Source organism: Leisingera sp. (genome assembly GCF_982940295.1).
Map to the genome: position 1 here is coordinate 365,555 of NZ_CEYXRG010000001.1, position 16,288 is coordinate 381,842.

The 16,288-nt window shown below is 60.1% G+C and carries 14 protein-coding genes; 4 read left to right on the forward strand and 10 right to left on the reverse strand.

Annotated elements, in window-relative coordinates; all coding sequences use genetic code 11:
• Positions 1-106: 106 nt before the first annotated feature.
• The 4 genes from AC4HIX_RS01775 to AC4HIX_RS01790 are packed head-to-tail and all read right to left on the reverse strand — an operon-like array spanning position 107 to position 3,991.
• Positions 107-844, reverse strand: coding sequence for an SDR family oxidoreductase (locus tag AC4HIX_RS01775; RefSeq protein WP_490397643.1), 738 nt, complete (start codon positions 842-844; stop codon positions 107-109).
• Positions 841-2,169: an FAD-binding oxidoreductase gene (locus AC4HIX_RS01780; protein ID WP_490397644.1), complete on the reverse strand. Its 1,329-nt coding sequence runs from the start codon at positions 2,167-2,169 to the stop codon at positions 841-843. The genes AC4HIX_RS01775 and AC4HIX_RS01780 overlap by 4 nt, the downstream gene beginning before the upstream one ends.
• A complete protein-coding gene (locus AC4HIX_RS01785; RefSeq protein ID WP_490397645.1) occupies positions 2,166-2,585 on the reverse strand; it encodes a GtrA family protein in 420 nt (139 codons plus the stop codon). The genes AC4HIX_RS01780 and AC4HIX_RS01785 overlap by 4 nt, the downstream gene beginning before the upstream one ends.
• Entirely contained in the window at positions 2,582-3,991 is a 1,410-nt protein-coding gene (locus AC4HIX_RS01790) for a UbiA family prenyltransferase (protein ID WP_490397646.1), read from the reverse strand. Before AC4HIX_RS01790 ends, AC4HIX_RS01785 begins: the two co-directional genes overlap by 4 nt.
• Before the next feature lie 232 nt (positions 3,992-4,223).
• Here AC4HIX_RS01790 and AC4HIX_RS01795 point away from each other — a divergent pair, with 232 nt between their 5' ends.
• On the forward strand, positions 4,224-5,630 hold the full coding sequence (locus AC4HIX_RS01795; RefSeq protein ID WP_490397647.1) for a hypothetical protein: 1,407 nt from the start codon (positions 4,224-4,226) through the stop codon (positions 5,628-5,630).
• A 153-nt stretch (positions 5,631-5,783) separates the two neighbouring features.
• On the opposite strand, the gene AC4HIX_RS01800 is transcribed toward AC4HIX_RS01795, so the two are convergent.
• The 6 genes from AC4HIX_RS01800 to AC4HIX_RS01825 all read right to left on the reverse strand — a co-directional run bounded on the left by AC4HIX_RS01800 (position 5,784) and on the right by AC4HIX_RS01825 (position 11,594).
• Entirely contained in the window at positions 5,784-7,079 is a 1,296-nt protein-coding gene (locus AC4HIX_RS01800; protein WP_490397648.1) for a cation:proton antiporter, read from the reverse strand.
• Positions 7,080-7,282: 203 nt separating this feature from the next.
• Entirely contained in the window at positions 7,283-8,068 is a 786-nt protein-coding gene (locus tag AC4HIX_RS01805; RefSeq protein WP_490397649.1) for an SDR family NAD(P)-dependent oxidoreductase, read from the reverse strand.
• 18 nt (positions 8,069-8,086) lie between these two features.
• Positions 8,087-9,136 carry an LLM class oxidoreductase gene (locus AC4HIX_RS01810; RefSeq protein ID WP_490397650.1) on the reverse strand — a complete coding sequence of 350 codons (1,050 nt, stop codon included), beginning with the start codon at positions 9,134-9,136 and terminating at the stop codon, positions 8,087-8,089.
• Entirely contained in the window at positions 9,133-9,435 is a 303-nt protein-coding gene (locus AC4HIX_RS01815; RefSeq protein WP_490397651.1) for a DUF1330 domain-containing protein, read from the reverse strand. The genes AC4HIX_RS01810 and AC4HIX_RS01815 overlap by 4 nt, the downstream gene beginning before the upstream one ends.
• A gap of 132 nt (positions 9,436-9,567) precedes the next feature.
• The gene (locus tag AC4HIX_RS01820; protein WP_490397652.1) at positions 9,568-10,587 is read right to left on the reverse strand and encodes an alpha-ketoacid dehydrogenase subunit beta; all 1,020 of its coding nucleotides are present in this window, start codon (positions 10,585-10,587) and stop codon (positions 9,568-9,570) included.
• Positions 10,588-10,604: 17 nt separating this feature from the next.
• Positions 10,605-11,594 (reverse strand): thiamine pyrophosphate-dependent dehydrogenase E1 component subunit alpha, encoded by a 990-nt coding sequence (locus tag AC4HIX_RS01825; RefSeq protein ID WP_490397653.1) that lies wholly within the window; start codon positions 11,592-11,594, stop codon positions 10,605-10,607.
• A gap of 118 nt (positions 11,595-11,712) precedes the next feature.
• On the opposite strand from AC4HIX_RS01825, the gene AC4HIX_RS01830 reads away from it, so the two are divergent.
• From AC4HIX_RS01830 to AC4HIX_RS01840, 3 genes are all read left to right on the forward strand, one after another.
• Complete coding sequence (locus AC4HIX_RS01830; protein ID WP_475051511.1) at positions 11,713-12,621, forward strand: LysR family transcriptional regulator; 909 nt, start codon at positions 11,713-11,715, stop codon at positions 12,619-12,621.
• Positions 12,622-12,749: 128 nt separating this feature from the next.
• Positions 12,750-13,736, forward strand: a complete 987-nt coding sequence (locus tag AC4HIX_RS01835) for a zinc-dependent alcohol dehydrogenase family protein (protein WP_490397654.1) — start codon at positions 12,750-12,752, stop codon at positions 13,734-13,736.
• A gap of 684 nt (positions 13,737-14,420) precedes the next feature.
• Positions 14,421-16,031, forward strand: coding sequence for an FAD-dependent oxidoreductase (locus AC4HIX_RS01840; protein WP_490397655.1), 1,611 nt, complete (start codon positions 14,421-14,423; stop codon positions 16,029-16,031).
• The last annotated feature ends 257 nt before the right edge of the window (positions 16,032-16,288 follow it).

Genomic DNA, 16,288 nt, shown 5'->3' on the forward strand with positions numbered 1-16,288 from the left:
ACTGATAATGCCTGCTGCCGACAATAGCGCCGCCGCGGGATTTATTTCAAGCTTAAAACTTATAAGCCTGAAGCAAACCCGCCTTGTAGAGCGGGTGCGCTGCTGTTCAGATGCTCATCTTCTTGAACACGCCTTCCGGGATGTTGCGGATGATCAGCATGATCAGCCGCCAGACCGGCCGCACATAGACGATGCTTTTTTGCTTGGCGGTGGCATCGGTGATGGCGCGGGCGACTTCCTCGGGCTGGGCGGTCAGCTTTTCCGGCAGGTCCATGCCTTCGGTCATCTGCGTGGCGACAAAGCCCGGTAGAACGGTGACCACATGCACGCCCTTGCGGGCCAGCCGGTTGCGCAAGCCGGACAGGAAGGCGGTAAAGCCTGCCTTGGCGGAGCCGTATACATAGTTGGTGGCGCGGCCACGGTCGCCAGCAACCGAGCTGATGCCGACCAGTGTGCCGGAACCGCGCTGCTCGAACCGGCTGGCCAGAACCGACAGGATGCTGGCCGGGCCTTCGAAGTTGCTGCGCAGCACGCGCGCCGCGGCGGCGGGGCTGGTTTCGCTCTCGGCCTGCTCTCCCATGAACCCAACCGCGCAGACCGCAATGCCCGGCAGCTCAGGCAGCGCGTCGGCAAAGCCCTCGTGATCCTCCAGCGCCAGGGCGTCGAATTCATGCAAGGTGACCGGCACGCCGTGGCGCAGTTCCAGATCGGTCTTCTGAGGGTCCAGATCGTCGGCATTGCGGGCGGCCAGCTGCACCGGGTGGCCTTGCGCAGCAAAGGCATGAGCGACCGCCAGGCCGATGTCAGACCGGGCGCCAAGGATCAGAACGGGGGATTTGGTCATAGCGAAAGCCTTTGCGACTGGGCGGACTGGAAGGATGGGTGCAGCCCGGACATCTGCCGCATCCCGGCAAATTCTGCCGCCCTGGGGTCGGCAGCGCGCAGCGTGTCCCGGCTCATCCGGCTATCTTTTGCCAGGTAGAAACGGCCGCCGTGGGCTATGGTGATACGGTCGAGCTCCTGCATCAGCGGCAGGCTGCGGCGGTTAACCGGGAAGTCCAGCGCCAGCGTGTAGCCCTCCATCGGGAAGGAGAACGGGCTGTCCTGCGGCCCCAGCCGTTTGAGCACCGCCAGGAAAGACCCCTGCCCGGCGGCGGAGATCGCCTGGAGCAAGGCGCGCAGCCCCGGCCGGGCGCTGTCCAGCGGCAGCACGCATTGGAACTGGGCAAAGCCCTTGCGCCCGTAGATCCGGTTCCAGCCCAAAAGCGCGTCGAGCGGGAAGAAGTAGCTGTCATAATCGGTGATCTGCCGACCGGCTTTGCGGGCACCCGCCCAGTAATAGGCAGCATTGAATGCGCGCACGGTGAAACGGTTCAGTGCAAAGGACGGGAACACCGGCGGCACGGTGCGCTTGCCTGTGCTGGGGACAGCATAGGGCCGCGCCGCCTGTTCATAGCTGAGATCCTGAAGCCCGGCATGTTCCCCCAGCATAACCAGCGACCGGCCCAGCGTGTCCCCGCCTGCCAGGCAGTCGATCCAGGCAACCGAATAGGTTGCGGCGGCGGAGCGTTCGAAGATTTCGATGGCAGAGTCGAGGTTTGCCGCCGGTAGCGTCTCCTGGCGGATCCAGGCAGAGGGTACCCTACGCAGGCGGATGGCGGCCCGCAGGATCACGCCTGTCAACCCCATGCCGCCAGCGGTCCAGTTGAACAACTCGCCGTTTTCCCGGGCAGAGCAGCGGCGGACCGTGCCATCCGCCCCCATAACATCGACCCACTCCAGGCAGCTGCGGAAGCTGCCGTCCTTATGGTGGTTCTTGCCATGCACATCGGCGGCAATCGCACCGCCCAGGGTCACGAACTTGGTGCCCGGCACCACCGCCGGAAACCAGCCGCGCGGCAGGAAGGCAGAGATGATATCGCCGAGCAGAACGCCGCTTTCCGCCGCCAAGAGGCCGGTCTCTGCATCGAAGGAGAGCATCTTGTTGAAATGCCGCATATGCAGGGTCGCTGGCACGCCCGCCGCGCTGTCGCCATAGGCGCGGCCGTTGCCGCGGGCGATTACGGAAGGATTGCGGGCGATCAGCTCCTGCAGCTCCGCCTCGCTGCGCGGCGCCAGCAGCTGCGCCTGGGTGACGGGGTAGTTGCCCCAGCCGGACAGCCGCCTCATTCCGCCTCCGCAGTTCGGCTGGTAAAAACGAAATGCCGGTCCAGCTGGTATTTCACCGTGTAGCCAACCACCAGACCCAGGACCGCCCCGGCCTCGCGCGCCGCATCGGTGCCCCAGGTAAGCCAGAACAGCGTCTCGGTGATCCAGAACACTGCCGTGGTCGCAATCCCCATCACCGAGTACAGCAAAAATGTCCGGCCCTGGTGTTTCAGGCCGCCCTGCTGGTCAAAGAAGATCCAGCGCTTGTCGAGCAGGTATTTGACCACCAGCCCGGCCAGGGTTCCTGCGGCCATGGCGGCGGTGAAATAGGCACCGGTCTCCCCCGCCTGCAGCACCGCGCGCTGGGTGGCGAGGTTCACAGCAGTGGCAGCCGCCGCAAATGCGGTGTAGCGGACCAGAAGCTGCTGCAGGGTCATATCGCGCTGCTCCAGACCGCAAAGGACATCGCGATCAGGAAGCACAGCTGGCTGCCGCGGTCGCGCGCCGCATAGACCACCGGGTCGTCCTGCATCTGACCGCGGTGGGCCAGCATCACCGTGCTGGTGATCCAGTAAAGCAGCACGCAGCAAATCCCCCACAGCCCCTGCGGAGTGGTGTAAAGCCCGGCCACCGCCGGCGAGTTGAGGTAGAGTGCCAGAACCAGAACCGAGACATAGCCCGCGGCAATCGCGATCATCGAGATCACCGGCAAGTCGTCCACGTGGTAGCCGCGCCCCTTGGCGGTCAGCTGCTGGCGCTTGGCACTGTCGACCAGCTCCGCCTGCCGTTTCACTGCCGCCAGCGAGAAGAAGAAGAAGATCGAAAACGCCAGCAGCCAGACCGACAGCGGGATGCCCGTGGCCGCGCCGCCCGCGGCGATGCGGATGGTGTAAAGCCCGGCCAGCAGGCAGATGTCCATCACGATCATCCGCTTGAAATGCAGGGAGTAAGCGGTTGTCATCGCGTAATAAAGCAGGATGACGCCCAGGAACAGAAGACCCAGCGGCAGGGCCGCCGCCAACCCGCCCAGAAACAGCGCCGCCGCCATCCAGCTGCCATGCTCGATCGGGATTCGGCCCGCAGCAAAGGGCCGGAAGCGTTTGCGCGGATGAGCGCGGTCGGCGTTCAGGTCCAGCAGGTCATTCACCACATAAACGCTGGAGGCGATCAGGCTGAACGAGAGGAACGCCAGCAGTGACTGCATCAGGGTGACCATGTCCAGCTGATGCGCGGCCAGCATCGGCAAGAAAACCAGGATATTCTTGAGCCACTGGTGTGGCCGCAGCGCCTTGACATACGCGGCCGGAGAGGCCTCCACCGTTGCCAGGTGTTCGGTGTCGGAGGCGGCCCGCTCTGCCTTTTGACGCAGTGCCGGGGCGGCGTTCACAGTGACCGCCTTGGCCGCCAGCCGCCAGACCGGCAGATCGGCAGGAGAGTCCCCCATATAGGCAAAACCGCCCGCGCCAAACCGGCTTTGCAGAAAGTCCGCCTTGACCGGGCCTTTGAGGTTTTCGGTGCCGCTGGAGCCATGCACCTCGTCAAACAGGTCCAGATGGGCCGCAATCTCATCGGCGATGGACTGATCGCTGGCGGTCACCAGCGCTGTCTGGCCGCCCCGCTGCCTCCAGTCCCTGACATACTCCATCACCTCCGGGTCATAGGGCAGGCTTGCCGCGTCGATGCGCGAAGTGCCGGCCAGATGCTGCTTCAGCGCCGCCCGCCCCTGCAGCAGCGCGACCGCCGCGGTAAGGGGGCTTTTCCAGTCGCGGCCGAAGGACGACCAAAAGCTTTCATAGAGGATATTGCTGCGCAGCAGGGTGCCATCCAGGTCGACGGCGAGCATGCCGGGCTGCCCGGCCGGAAGCGATGAAACTGTCGTCAAATGAAGTCAACCGAAAGAAGGTTTTGTCCCTGCCCCGCTTGTACCAGCAGCTCTGCTTTTTGGCTAGGTGTCAACTTGCCAGCGCCGGAACCGCCTGTTGCACCGATGCCTGCGCTGCAGGTGTTGTCCGGCGCGGGGAATTTCCTGCACGTGCCGCGTCGCATATAACCGGGAAAAAGCATTGAGGTCTGGCATGACAACTCCTCCACACGCTCCCGGCACGGCGCCTTCACCGGCGCTCGGGCCGGCTTCGCTGCCGCGTGAAACCACGGTATTCACCCTTGCCGCTGCGGTGATCGTGCTGGTGTCCCGGGCCCTGGCGGCGCTGCTGCTGGAGATCCGCCCCGATCCCGTCCACCTCTCCGAGGCGTACCAGCACCTGCCGGTGCAGCAGCTGCATGACGGGCTGCTGGATGCGCTGATAACCTTGCATTCGCAGCCGCCGTTCTGGAACTTCCTGCTGGGGCTGGCGGCCAAGGCCTGCAATGCGCAGGAGGCCTGCATGATCCAGCTGATCTGGGGCAGTCATGTGCTGCTGACGGTCGTGACCGCAGCCAGCATGTTCGCAGCCCTGCGCCTGCTGACCCCGTCGCGGTGGATGGCCTGGCTGCTGCCGCTGGCCTACGTGCTGTCGCCGGCCGTGTTCTATTACGAGAACTTCATCCTCTATGCCCATTTCACTGCAGCGCTTTTTGCCCTGTCCTGCCTCTGCGTCCTGCTGCTGCTGAAAACGCGCCGGACGCTGTACTTCCTGCTGTTCTGTGCCTTTCTGGCGGTCCTGTCACTGACTTGGACGCTGTTTCACCCGATCTACATCCTGCTGGTTGGCGGCCTGGTGCTGTACAAGGCCGGTGCCGGACCGCTGCGCGCCGCCATTCTGGCCCTGACGCTGGCGGTGTCGCTGCTGCCATCGGTCAAGAACAAGGCGGTCTTTGGCATCTTCAGCTCGGGCAGCTGGCTGGGTCTGAACGTCTCGCAGGTGGCGCCGGAGCGGATTGAGGGTTGTTCCTTCAAGACCTTTGCCGAGACCCATGGGCTGATCGGCCAGCACGTGGGCAGCGCACTGAATGATCCGCGGATGATCACTTATTCCAAGTCCTGCCTGAAGAAATCGCTGGAGGTGATTTCGGCCAGCCCGCTGCGGTATGCCGCCGGTGTGGTCGTGCGCGCCTCCACCAGCCTGTCGCTGTGGCCGAACGAATACCTGTTCCCGCCGCTCAATTGGGACCGCTTCCCCAAGCTGCCCGACACCCATCGGGTGCTGACCGGAGACAACACGATCGTGATTGATCCCAGCCTGTCGCGGTTCCTGACCCTGGCGCTGAACCTGTTTGCACTGATCGCGCTGGCGGAGCTTGCCCGCCGGGATCAGGATCCGGCGCGCCGGGCTTTCTTTCAGGTGATGCTGCTATCGGTGGTGCTGTTTCTGGGGGTGGCGCACGCGGTGAACGGACCGGAGCAAGAGCGCATGCGCTATACCCTGCATCCGCTGTTTTGGGGGCTTTATGCGGTGGTGGTCTTGGAGGCTGGCCGCCGCCTCAGGCGGCTGGCCGGGCGCGCGGGTGCAGAGAACCTGCCTTCGGCAGACGGCTCGCGCTAACCACGGACGAAAGCATGTACCCTAAAGACCTCAGCCGAATGCCACGGGAGAAAGCAGAACGGGATAGAATGGAACCAGAGAGACCGCTTTAGCGGATCAATCTTCCTGCCTAAATCCGCTTGACGGGGACGCCCCGTTAACGAAGTTCAGACCTTAGTTGGACCTGCCTTCAGATTTGAGGGGATGTCTTCGGTCAGCCGTAGAGGTCTCGTCTTTCAACATAAAATTCGCCGCATAACCGTGGATTATGATCGAGAGCAAAATGGTTAGAACTGCGATACGCCAAACAGCGTCGATGTCACTGAACTCTGCATGCGTTTGGGCGTAGGCAATGTAGAAAACCGTTCCCATTCCTCGAATTCCGAAGAAGGCCACATTGAAGCGGCTGATCCGATCGCAGTCTACAATAAGCAGAGCAAGTAGTCCTGCGGCTGGCCGGATCACGCAGATTAGAACGACGGCAAAAGCCACCTCGGCCCAGACAAGACCTTCTAGAGCGCCAGCGCTGATGAAAGTCCCGAGCCACAACAAAAGGGCTGCGAGCAGAATGGCTTCCAATTGCTCCGCTCCGTGGTGCGCATATTTTTCGTACCCCTCGCCGTCAGTTCCGCGAGAATTGGAGCGCCCAGCGCGCATGGCAACGAAAACCGCCAGAAAGCCGTAACCATCTGCTGCTTCCGCAATGCCGTAACTCAAAAGTGTCGCCGATAGGATGACGACCACGGCGTTCCAAGCACCCTGCGATCCATCTCCGAACGAACTGAATATGATCTTTGAAACAACCCAGCCTACCGCGTATCCCAATCCTAACCCGACCGTGATGCGATAAAAGACGTCAAAGCCAATCCAGTCCAACAGCCAGATTTCGCCAGAAGTCATTTGCCCGGCACCGAGCACGGCGGCATGAATCGAGAGGTAGACAAAGGGAAAAGCCAGACCGTCGTTCATGCCTGCCTCTGCGGTAAGTGCGACCTGCATCGGCTCTTCGTCTTGGCCTGGTGGAGATACTTGAACGGAGCGTGCCAAGACAGGATCCGTTGGAGCCAACGAAGCGGCGAGAAGCAAAGCTCCCGGGACCGAAAGACTTAGGATGTGAAAGCCGCTCAAGCCAACCGCCGCAATCGTTAAGGGCATCGCAATTATGAGAAGCCACCAGGTAGGCTTCCAGTTGCGCCAACTTCCCAGTGTGTCAATTGCTAACCCGGCACCGGCCAGAGAAATGATCACTATCAACTCTGACGCATGTTCGACTACACTGGTTTGCCAACCACCTTTCAGCGGGTTGATTTCTGCCTGTCCAAGCCAACCTGCTAGCGCTCCCAATAGGACGTAGAGCGCAGGCAGATTAACTATCCGATATCGGGACAGCGCCGACTCGAGTGTAAGGCCGAACAGGGCCAGCCCAACGATCGTATAGACAACATCGCGCGGGTCGATCGTATCCAACATATGAACATTCCTAACATGAACCCCGTATCGATGATGCAATTCTAATTGAGTTGGCGAGGTGCTTTCCTGCGACGTTCAATGGAGGCGTTCAGCAACGGCCAAGGCGAAACCACACAGGTTGACACTGGAGGTTCGCGATGGATAGGCAGATCTTCCGGCGCGCCGTGCGGGGCCTGCTCATGGCGCGCTTACCGACAAGCGCATCAGGCCAACACATCCTCTATCGTCTGCACGACGGCTCGACACTTCGCAAGGTCGGTTGCATCGTGGTGCGGTTGCGCGAAATGACCAGCATCATTATCGAAGTAACGGCCGGTGGCGTCTGCAAATTCGGAAGACGTGGCCGAGCGCACCAAGATGTCTACCCCGATACCTATGTCCTGACCGGCTGTGTTGAACGCGTCCCGCACCATATTGGTGGCCAGCAAAGAGCCCGGATTGACCGACACAACGACGGGGCCGCTGCTGAGTTCGTCAGCAACAGCGTTGGTCCACATGGTTAGGGCAAGTTTGCTTTGGGCGTAGGCCGCGCCAGCGGAAAGGGAAATCCCGCCGCGCAAAGCCTTGAGGTCGACAGGGGCCTGCGCAGCAGACGACAGATTCACAACACGTCCGCCAGAAGGGATAATCGGCAACAGCGCACGCGTCAGCACATAAGGCGCGATCGTATTCACCGCAAAGCGCATATCAAGACCACACGGCGTGCGCTCCGCGGGGACGTTATAGACGCCCGCATTGTTAATGAGCACATCAAGGTGGCCGTGGTGCTCTCGTATGACACCGGCCATTGCCCTTACCGCATCCAAATCCGATAAATCGGCTCGATGCGTTTCCACCTTCTCACCCAACTCGGCTTGCACGCTCTCCAACTTGGTCGCGCTGCGCCCGTGGATGAGAACTTTGTGCCCTTCCGCCACAAGCGTGCGCGCGGTCGCGAGGCCAATACCGTCGGTCGAGCCAGTGATCATTATTGTTTTCGTATCGGTCATGATGTGTCCTTTCTGGTCTTAGTCGCTGACAGTGTCTTTGTATTTGCCCTCGCCCGTATGGAACCCGGGAAGCAGCTCTTCGGCCAGCCGGTGCAGCGTCTCTTCGATGCTGGCGCGGTTGAAGCGCAAGTTAAGGGCGACGTGGTTCACGCCTGCATCCTGCAACTGCGCAATGTAATCGCGCAGGAAGCTCATACCGGCGCGGAAGCCCAGGTGGATCGGCGTTGGCCGCTCTTCGTCGTCAGCGAGATCCACGTAAAGCGGCTGCATCACCGGTTTGACCATGAGACTTGCGTTTGCAACCTGCTCACGCCAGACGCGCACAATGTTCGCCTGCGCCGCTGGATCGCGCGGATAGGTCATCCACCCATCTGCATGCACCGCTGTCCAGCGGGTGTCCTGACGGGAGCTGCCGGTCACGAGTAGGGGGACGCGTCCGGCTGCAGGTTTCGGCAGCAAGTCGGCACCTCCTCTCAATGAACCGAAGGTGTTTGCGATCGTGGGAAATGGCTCGGCCATATGGCGGATGTACTCGAACGCCTGGCGGAACAGCGCGCCGCGCTGCTCGAAATCTGCCGCCATGGCCGGGTATTCCTCCGGCCGGTCGCCGGACGCAACACCGAGCAGCAGACGCCCTCCCGAAAGGGCGTCCACCGTCGCCGCAGCCTTCGCCACATGCGCGGGATGACGCAGCGGCAAGATGATCGAAGCGGTGCCGAGCGCAATGCGCTGCGTCTTGCCGACGAGCAGGCCAAGATAGGTGAACGGATCGAAGATCTGACCGGCGTCGCCGAACGACGGCACGTTGAAGGGCACATCGCGCACCCAGATGGCCGCAAAGCCAAGCCGGTCGGCAAGCTGCGCCCGCTCGACGTGCCGTTCAAGGGCGGGGACCGAGCTATTCGGATACGCCTCGATCGGCGCTACAAGCCCGATACTCAGCCGGCCGGATCGGAACGTATTGCGAAACCCGCGATTCAAATCGTTGACCTGCGGTTTCTTGCCGTTGCGCGTTTCACGGTCCGAAGTGCATCCGGCGCGACTGATAGGAGGCGCGATACTCGTCAACTTAGGTCATCCTTGCCTTCGATAAGCGCATGGTGGCTGCGCGAGTTCGCGAGGCGCGTCTCAAGATGCGGCGTGTATTCAGGATCGTTCTCGAAAGCTCTGGCGGCATCCATCGATGGCCATTCAATAACAATGCGCAGGCCAACTTCGCGGTTGTCCCCTTCCAGAACCTCATGAGTTTCCGTGCGGGCGAGGTATTTTCCGCCGTGCCGGGCAATCACTTTGTTGGCGGTTGGCAGATAGTCCTCGATCCAGTCTTCGTTGGTCGGGGTAACTTCGAGTACAGAGTAGGCAGTCATGGGAATGAACCTCCATCAGGGACGTGTTTGCTATGACCGGTTTCGCCAGTTCAGGATTGCACTGGACGAGCGGTAGAGAGTTCGCGCCGCCGAACCTCTCGAACGCCGGCGGCGCATGGGGCAGACTCGTGCCTAGGCCGTTGACATCTCGCTCCAGGCGGTGACGATCTTGTCCGCGTCCGGCAGGAACGCGGCTTCGGCCTCGCGCGCGCAAGGAATCGGAACGTCCGGGTGAGCGACCCGTTTTGGCGCGGACTTGAGCATTGTGATATCCTGCTCAGTGACCGAGGCGATGATCTCGCCCGTCATACCGTAGCTCAGGTAGTCATCATCCACGACGATCAGACGTCCGGTTTTTGCGACACTCTTGCGGATCGTTTCGCGATCCAGCGGCACAAGACTCAACAGGTCGACAACTTCCGCACTGACGCCCTGGCTTGCGAGCTGATCCGCTGCTTTCAACGCAGTATGAACGCCCATGCCGATACCAACGATGGTGACGTCACTGCCTTCGCGAGCGACCTTCGCCTTGCCGATCTCCACGGTATAGCTCTCTTCAGGGACATGAACCGCGGCAGCGTCTTCGGACCACAGCCAGGCCAGTCCATGAAGCCGCTTGTCGAACATGTAGACAACCGGATTGTCGTCGCGGATGGCCGCTGTGAGCAACCCTTTGGCATCATGGGAATTGGACGGCGAGACCACCTTCATCCCCGGGAAATGCGCGAAGGCGGCATAAGGGCTTTGGGACTGGGTCGCACCGTCGGCGTATCCGCCGCCGGTCCCCGTCATCAGCACCATCGGCACCTTGACCTTTCCGCCCGACAGGAAATGGTGCTTGGCCATCAGGTTGTAGATCGCATCAAAACAGACACCGAAGAAGTCCACGAACATCAGCTCCACGACAGGGCGCATTCCGTCTGCCGCCGCGCCCACAGCAGCACCAATGATCGCGGTCTCGGAAATCGGCGTGTCACGGACACGTTTTTCGCCGAACTCGTCGAGAAGCCCTTGAGTGTTTCCGTAAAGGCTGCCGAATGTACCGACGTCCTCGCCCATGACGAAGACTTTCTCGTCGCGCTGCATCTCCTGTTTGAGGGTTTCAGCGATGGCTTGCGCGCTGGTGAGCGCGCGCTCGTTTTGCGTACTCATTGAATCCTCCTTGAGATTTAGGCTGCAAAGACCGCATCGCGCGCGAATTGCGGCGAGGGGTACGCGCTTTCATTGCCAAACTTGACGGCTTGTTCGGCTTTGGCTTTGGCCTCCTGCTCGATTGCATCAAGCTCTTCGGCCGTCGCCACTCCGTCCGCGATCATCTTCTCCCGCATCTTCGGGATCGGATCCTTGCCGCGCTGTTCTTCGAGCTCGCCATCGGGAAGGTAGCTGAAATCATCGCCGACAAAGTGACCTTCCAGGCGGTAGGTTTCAATTTCGATGACTGACGGTCCCTCGCCCCGGCGGGCCCGCTCAATCGCCTCTCCCGCGACGCGAAAGATCTCATAAGGATCGTTGCCTTCGACATAGTAACCGGGGACTCCGTAGGACGCGGCGCGATCACTGTTCCGTTGAACCGATGTCGAAGTCTTCTTCGGAGTGGAAATGCTCCATCCATTGTCTTCAACCACACAGACGAAAGGCAGTTTCCAGACAGCTGCGAGGTTCATGGCCTCGTGCCAGGCCCCTTCATTCACCCCGCCTTCGCCGATAAAGGCGACAGCAACACCGGGAACGCCCTGAATGCTCCGGCTTAGTGCGGCGCCAACCGCGGGCGCGACGCCTTGGGCAATGATGCCAGAGCAACTGTAGTTCTTTTCGGAATCGATCAGGTGCATGTGTCCGCCCATGCCGCTGGACAGGCCGGTCTCTTTGCCGAAAATCTCTGCTGCCATCATGTTGAGGTCGACACCTTTGGCAATTGCCTCGTGGTGGGGACGGTGCGATCCGGTCACCACGTCGCCATCGTTCAGGTGCGCACAGACGCCAACGGCGGTCGGTTCCTGACCATCGCTGCGGTGCATTTCGCCCGGCAGGGGGCCTTTGGAGAAATCCATTTTGGGCTCTTTGCCCTCCATGTAGATCTCGCCAATCGCTTCATCAAAACGACGGCTGGTCACCATCGTCCGATACATCCAAATCTGCTGGTCTTTTGAAGGTTCCATAATTTTCTCCTCTCTGCGGCATGCTCTCCTTTCCGCTGCGTCACCTATGTTGGCAGTTGAGAAGACGACATAAAGGCTTCAATATTGAGTTCAGTTTTCGCAAAATAGATATAATCAAATGGACACAGACAGCCTGCGCCTCTTCGTGCTTTCGGCCGAGATGCTGAACATCAGCGCAGCCGGCCGTACGCTTGGCATGGCTCCGGCCGCGTCTAGTGCACGCCTGGCGAAGCTAGAGCACGAACTTGGCACTCAGTTGCTGCATCGCTCGACGCGCAAAGTGTCTATCTCGATTGAAGGCGCGGAGTTTTTGCCTTTTGCTCGCGAAATTCTGGCGCAGCACGAGGCGGGTTTGGCAGCTTTGGGACGGGGTAAGCCAAGGATAGCGGGCACGCTGCGCTTCGCAGCCTCGTCCACATTTGCCAAGGAATACATAGCTCCCCTGCTTCCCGAACTTCTCGCACTCTATCCGGATTTGAAGCTTGACCTCCGGCTGTCGGATTTGCCGCTGGATCTAATAGAGGGATCGTTCGATCTGGCGCTGCGAAGCGCGCCTTTGACAGATTCATCGTTCAAAATGCGAAAGCTCGCAGACGATACGCGTATCCTTGTGGCGGCGCCGGGATACCTGGCCGAACATGGATCCCCCGTTACGCCCGACGATCTGGCGGACCATCATTTGATCGGATTCCGCCATGATGCACCACGCCCGCTTCGCGGTCTTGATGGCAAGGAAACCGCCTTTGACCCAGCAGCGGCAGGATGCCGCCTAATCGTCGATGACGGCGCAAGTCAGAGAGCTGCAACAGTTGCCGGAGCGGGAATATCCATGAATTCGCTGTGGGGAGTAGACCGCGATCTGCGCGCTGGCAGGCTCGAACGTGTGCTGCCTGACTATGTCATTGATGACCAGGCCGTGCTCGCCCTTGTCTATCCAAAATCAAATGTCATCTCACCGAAGGTGCGTGCCCTGATTGATTTCCTTATCGAGCGCATCGGCAGTGACCCGCCATGGCTGCGGGCTTGATTGGCTGATTCAGTACCGCACTGTCTATTATATCGAAATGACGAAAACTGAACTTCGATGTTCAGGCTTTTGCCGGTAATTTTTCAGGTCATACTTGTAACAGCCGAAGCTGACACAGGAGCACGTCGATGCGCGCGATGATACTCGAGCAATATGGCGAAACCGCACCGTTCAAGGTTGCCGACCGGCCAAAGCCTTCTGCCGCGGAAGGACAGGTCCTGATCCGCATTGCCGCAACAAGCGTCAATACGATTGACACAATGATCCGCAACATGGGGACGGATCTTGGCTTTGCGCCTGCGCTTCCGGCGATCCTTGGCATGGATTTTGCGGGAACAGTCGAGGAGGTAGGCGCCGGTGTTTCTGACTTTAGCATCGGTGATGAGGTCTATGGCTGCGCAGGAGGGCTCGCCGACCTGCAAGGCGCGCTGGCTGAATACATCGCGGCGGATGCACGGTTGATAGCCCATAAGCCGGCCGCGTTGTCCATGCGCGAGGCGGCAGCCTTACCGTTGGTTGGGATAACGGCGTATGAGGCATTGAGCCGGGCCGGGCTTTCTCAAGACGATAAAGTCCTGGTTCAAGGCGGATCCGGCGGCGTCGGCAATATCGCTGTGCAGATTGCCAAGCACTGGGGTGCGGATGCGTACGCAACCGACACGGGTCAGAAACGCTTGCAGACCATTCAATCGCTGGGTGCCACCCCGATCGACTTCAAGGCGAAGAGTACGCCCGATCTGGTAGCTGAGTATACAGATGGCGAAGGGTTCGACGTTGTGTTCGACACGGTCGGGGGCGGAAACCTTCCGGGATCTTTTGACGCAGCTAAGCTCAACGGCCATGTGGCGACGACGCTCGCTCTTCAATCTGTCGATCTTACATCCGCGCATCTTAAAGGGCTGTCGATTCACGTCGTTTTCATGCTCATCCCGATGCTTCATGATCAGGGCCGCGAGGCACATGGCGCAATCCTGCGCGAATTGGCCAAGATCGCCGATGGCGGAGCCCTCAAACCTGTTGTTGACGTACAGGAGTTTGCGCTCGAACAGGTTGGTGACGCCTATGCGCGGCTAACCGGAGGCGAGGCAGTGGGCAAGGTCGTTGTCAGCATATAATGGATATCGGACCGCATCGATTGAAAACCAGCGTGTGTTGTTCCCAGTGGCCGAAAGGTTGACGTGGGCCCTTCAGCGCCTTGCGCGGACGCTAGCTCAAGCTGTCACTGCCCGTCTGTTGAATTTTAATGTGAGCTTTTACCGGGTCATGCCTTAGCTTGGGATCCAGTCCGCAGCGCAATATCGAGCATATTACGGGCAAGCCCGCACAGCTATGATAAAGACATCGACCAGTTACGCACCGATCAGGAGAAATGGAGCTCAGCAGCGCTAAACACTGTAGTTGCAATAATGGGTGGCCAGTAGTGCCAATAGCATTGAAAATTTTAAGAACACGCCGGCATCCAGCTCGAAACAAGAATGGTTCTGCTCAGCGGAACAAGACTTCAGGATCCTGACATGCCTTCCCAATACCGCGCATTCAGAGTGCTTTGATGCGGTTCGGCTGACACGAATAGCAGCCGACCCGCGTCACCTGCCAAGAAGGCCGGATGCTTGCAGTCTTTCCAAACTGAGCTACATCCGTTCACCAACGAAGCTGGTTTCAGCAAGTTTGCACGGGAGCAGACTTGTTCGCCAGCTACGCGGTTCCAATCTCGAGGCGCCTATCATCGCGGTTATAACTGCACAAGTTCGAGAAATCCGCAGACAGCACGGCGGGGCCAATCCAAAGGAGACCGATCTATGGAAAGTCTGGCAGCCAACCTTCGTGAAATGACCCGAACGCCCCTGCATCAAAGCCATGTCGACACCTTGAGGGAATTGGGAAGCGAACTCACATATTCAGCTGGCCAGATTATCGCCGAAGCCGGCGATCCAATGGACACGTTTCTGTACATTCTGGACGGCAGAATTGAAGTGATCGATCCCTACACCAGGGAGGCCTACTTGCCGGACTCCCTCGGGCCAACGCAGTTCCTGGGAGAAATCGCCTTCCTCAGCGGCGGTGCGTATACGCTGCCGATGCGCGCCAAGGAGGATACCCGCGTCATTGCGGTCCCCCGGAATCTGATGCTGGATGCAATGTCCCGCATCCCGGAAATGTCGGACATCGTGATTTCGGTTTTTGCCGCACGCAGACGGCGGCAGATCGAGGATGGGGACAGCTCGCTCACACTCATCGGCGTCGACCAGGACCGCAACATTCGCCGTATTGCCGAGTTTGCGATCCGAAACAAAATCCCTTTCCAGACCTTGGAGCTGGGATCGGCCGACGCCGATGATGTCAGGCAAACTTGCCGCCTTATCGGGGAAAAACCAGCCGTGGTATTCGGCCACAACCGTGTCGTTGACGACCCGACGCCGGCTAAGGTTGCGCAGCTATTGGGTCTTGAGCAGGCATTTGAATGCGACGAAACCGTCGACGTGCTGATTGTGGGCGGCGGGCCAGCGGGCGTGGCGGCAGCGGTCTATGCCGGGGCAGAAGGGCTTTCCGCTGTTCTGGTGGAAGACCTTGCTGTTGGCGGCCAGGCCGGCACATCCAGCCGGATCGAGAATTACATGGGGTTCCCGACAGGAATCTCCGGGGCCGACCTTGTTTGGCGCGGTGAGGTTCAAGCCATGAAGTTTGGAGCTCGCTTCCTCAGGCCCAGGCGCGCCACCCGGTTAGAGCATCGCAAAGACGGCATCTTCTGCGTGACGCTGGATAATGAGCAACAGCTGTGCGCCAGAACAGTTGTCGTTGCAACGGGTGTTCAATACCGGCGGCTGCCCTTGGAAGGGCTAGAGGGATTTGAAGGGCTTGGCATCTACTATGCCGCGACCGAGATGGAGGCGCGTTACTGCAAGGGCTCGGACATCATCGTTGTGGGGGGCGGCAATTCGGCCGGGCAAGCCGCAATGTACCTGTCGCGGACTGCGAAACATGTTCATGTTCTGGTGCGCGGGGATAGTCTGGCCGCGTCGATGTCCGACTACCTGCTGTCGAGGCTGGACGCTGATCCTCGGATCACCATCCACTACCGGTCACAACTCAAGAGCCTGCATGGCGGCGATGCCATGAACAGCGTCACTGTCGACCGCGACGGAACGGATTGGCAGCTGGACTGCCCTGCCGCTTTCATCATGGTCGGTGCGGCTCCCAACACCGGCTGGCTGGCAGACACCTGTCAACTGGACGCAAAAGGCTTTGTCCTGACGGGCTCTCAAGCTGGAACGGCCTCAAACTTCGGAACGTCGTGCCCGGGTTTGTTTGCCGTTGGGGACGTCCGTGCCGGATCGGTCAAACGCGTCGCATCGGCAGTTGGGGAAGGCTCCGTCGTGATCTCGCAAGTCTGGGAGCACGTGCAGGAGTGACGGGGCCGCCGCTTAGCGCGGCTTGGACAATCAACCTAGAATGCCCTTTTCAAAGAACCTGCGGCCAGCCGGACCGATGTCTTAGATTCTAGACCCATCGATTTGGTTAAAGCTGCTGCTCCGGCCTGATCCAAGCTTCTGAATTCCAGGAGGCGTGGTGAGCAGCTTGTTTAAATTGACCGGCAAGCAGACAGCACGGTTGGGACTCCGCTTTCCCAACAGCTATGGTAAGCCACGGTTCGATGACTGGCGGGTGA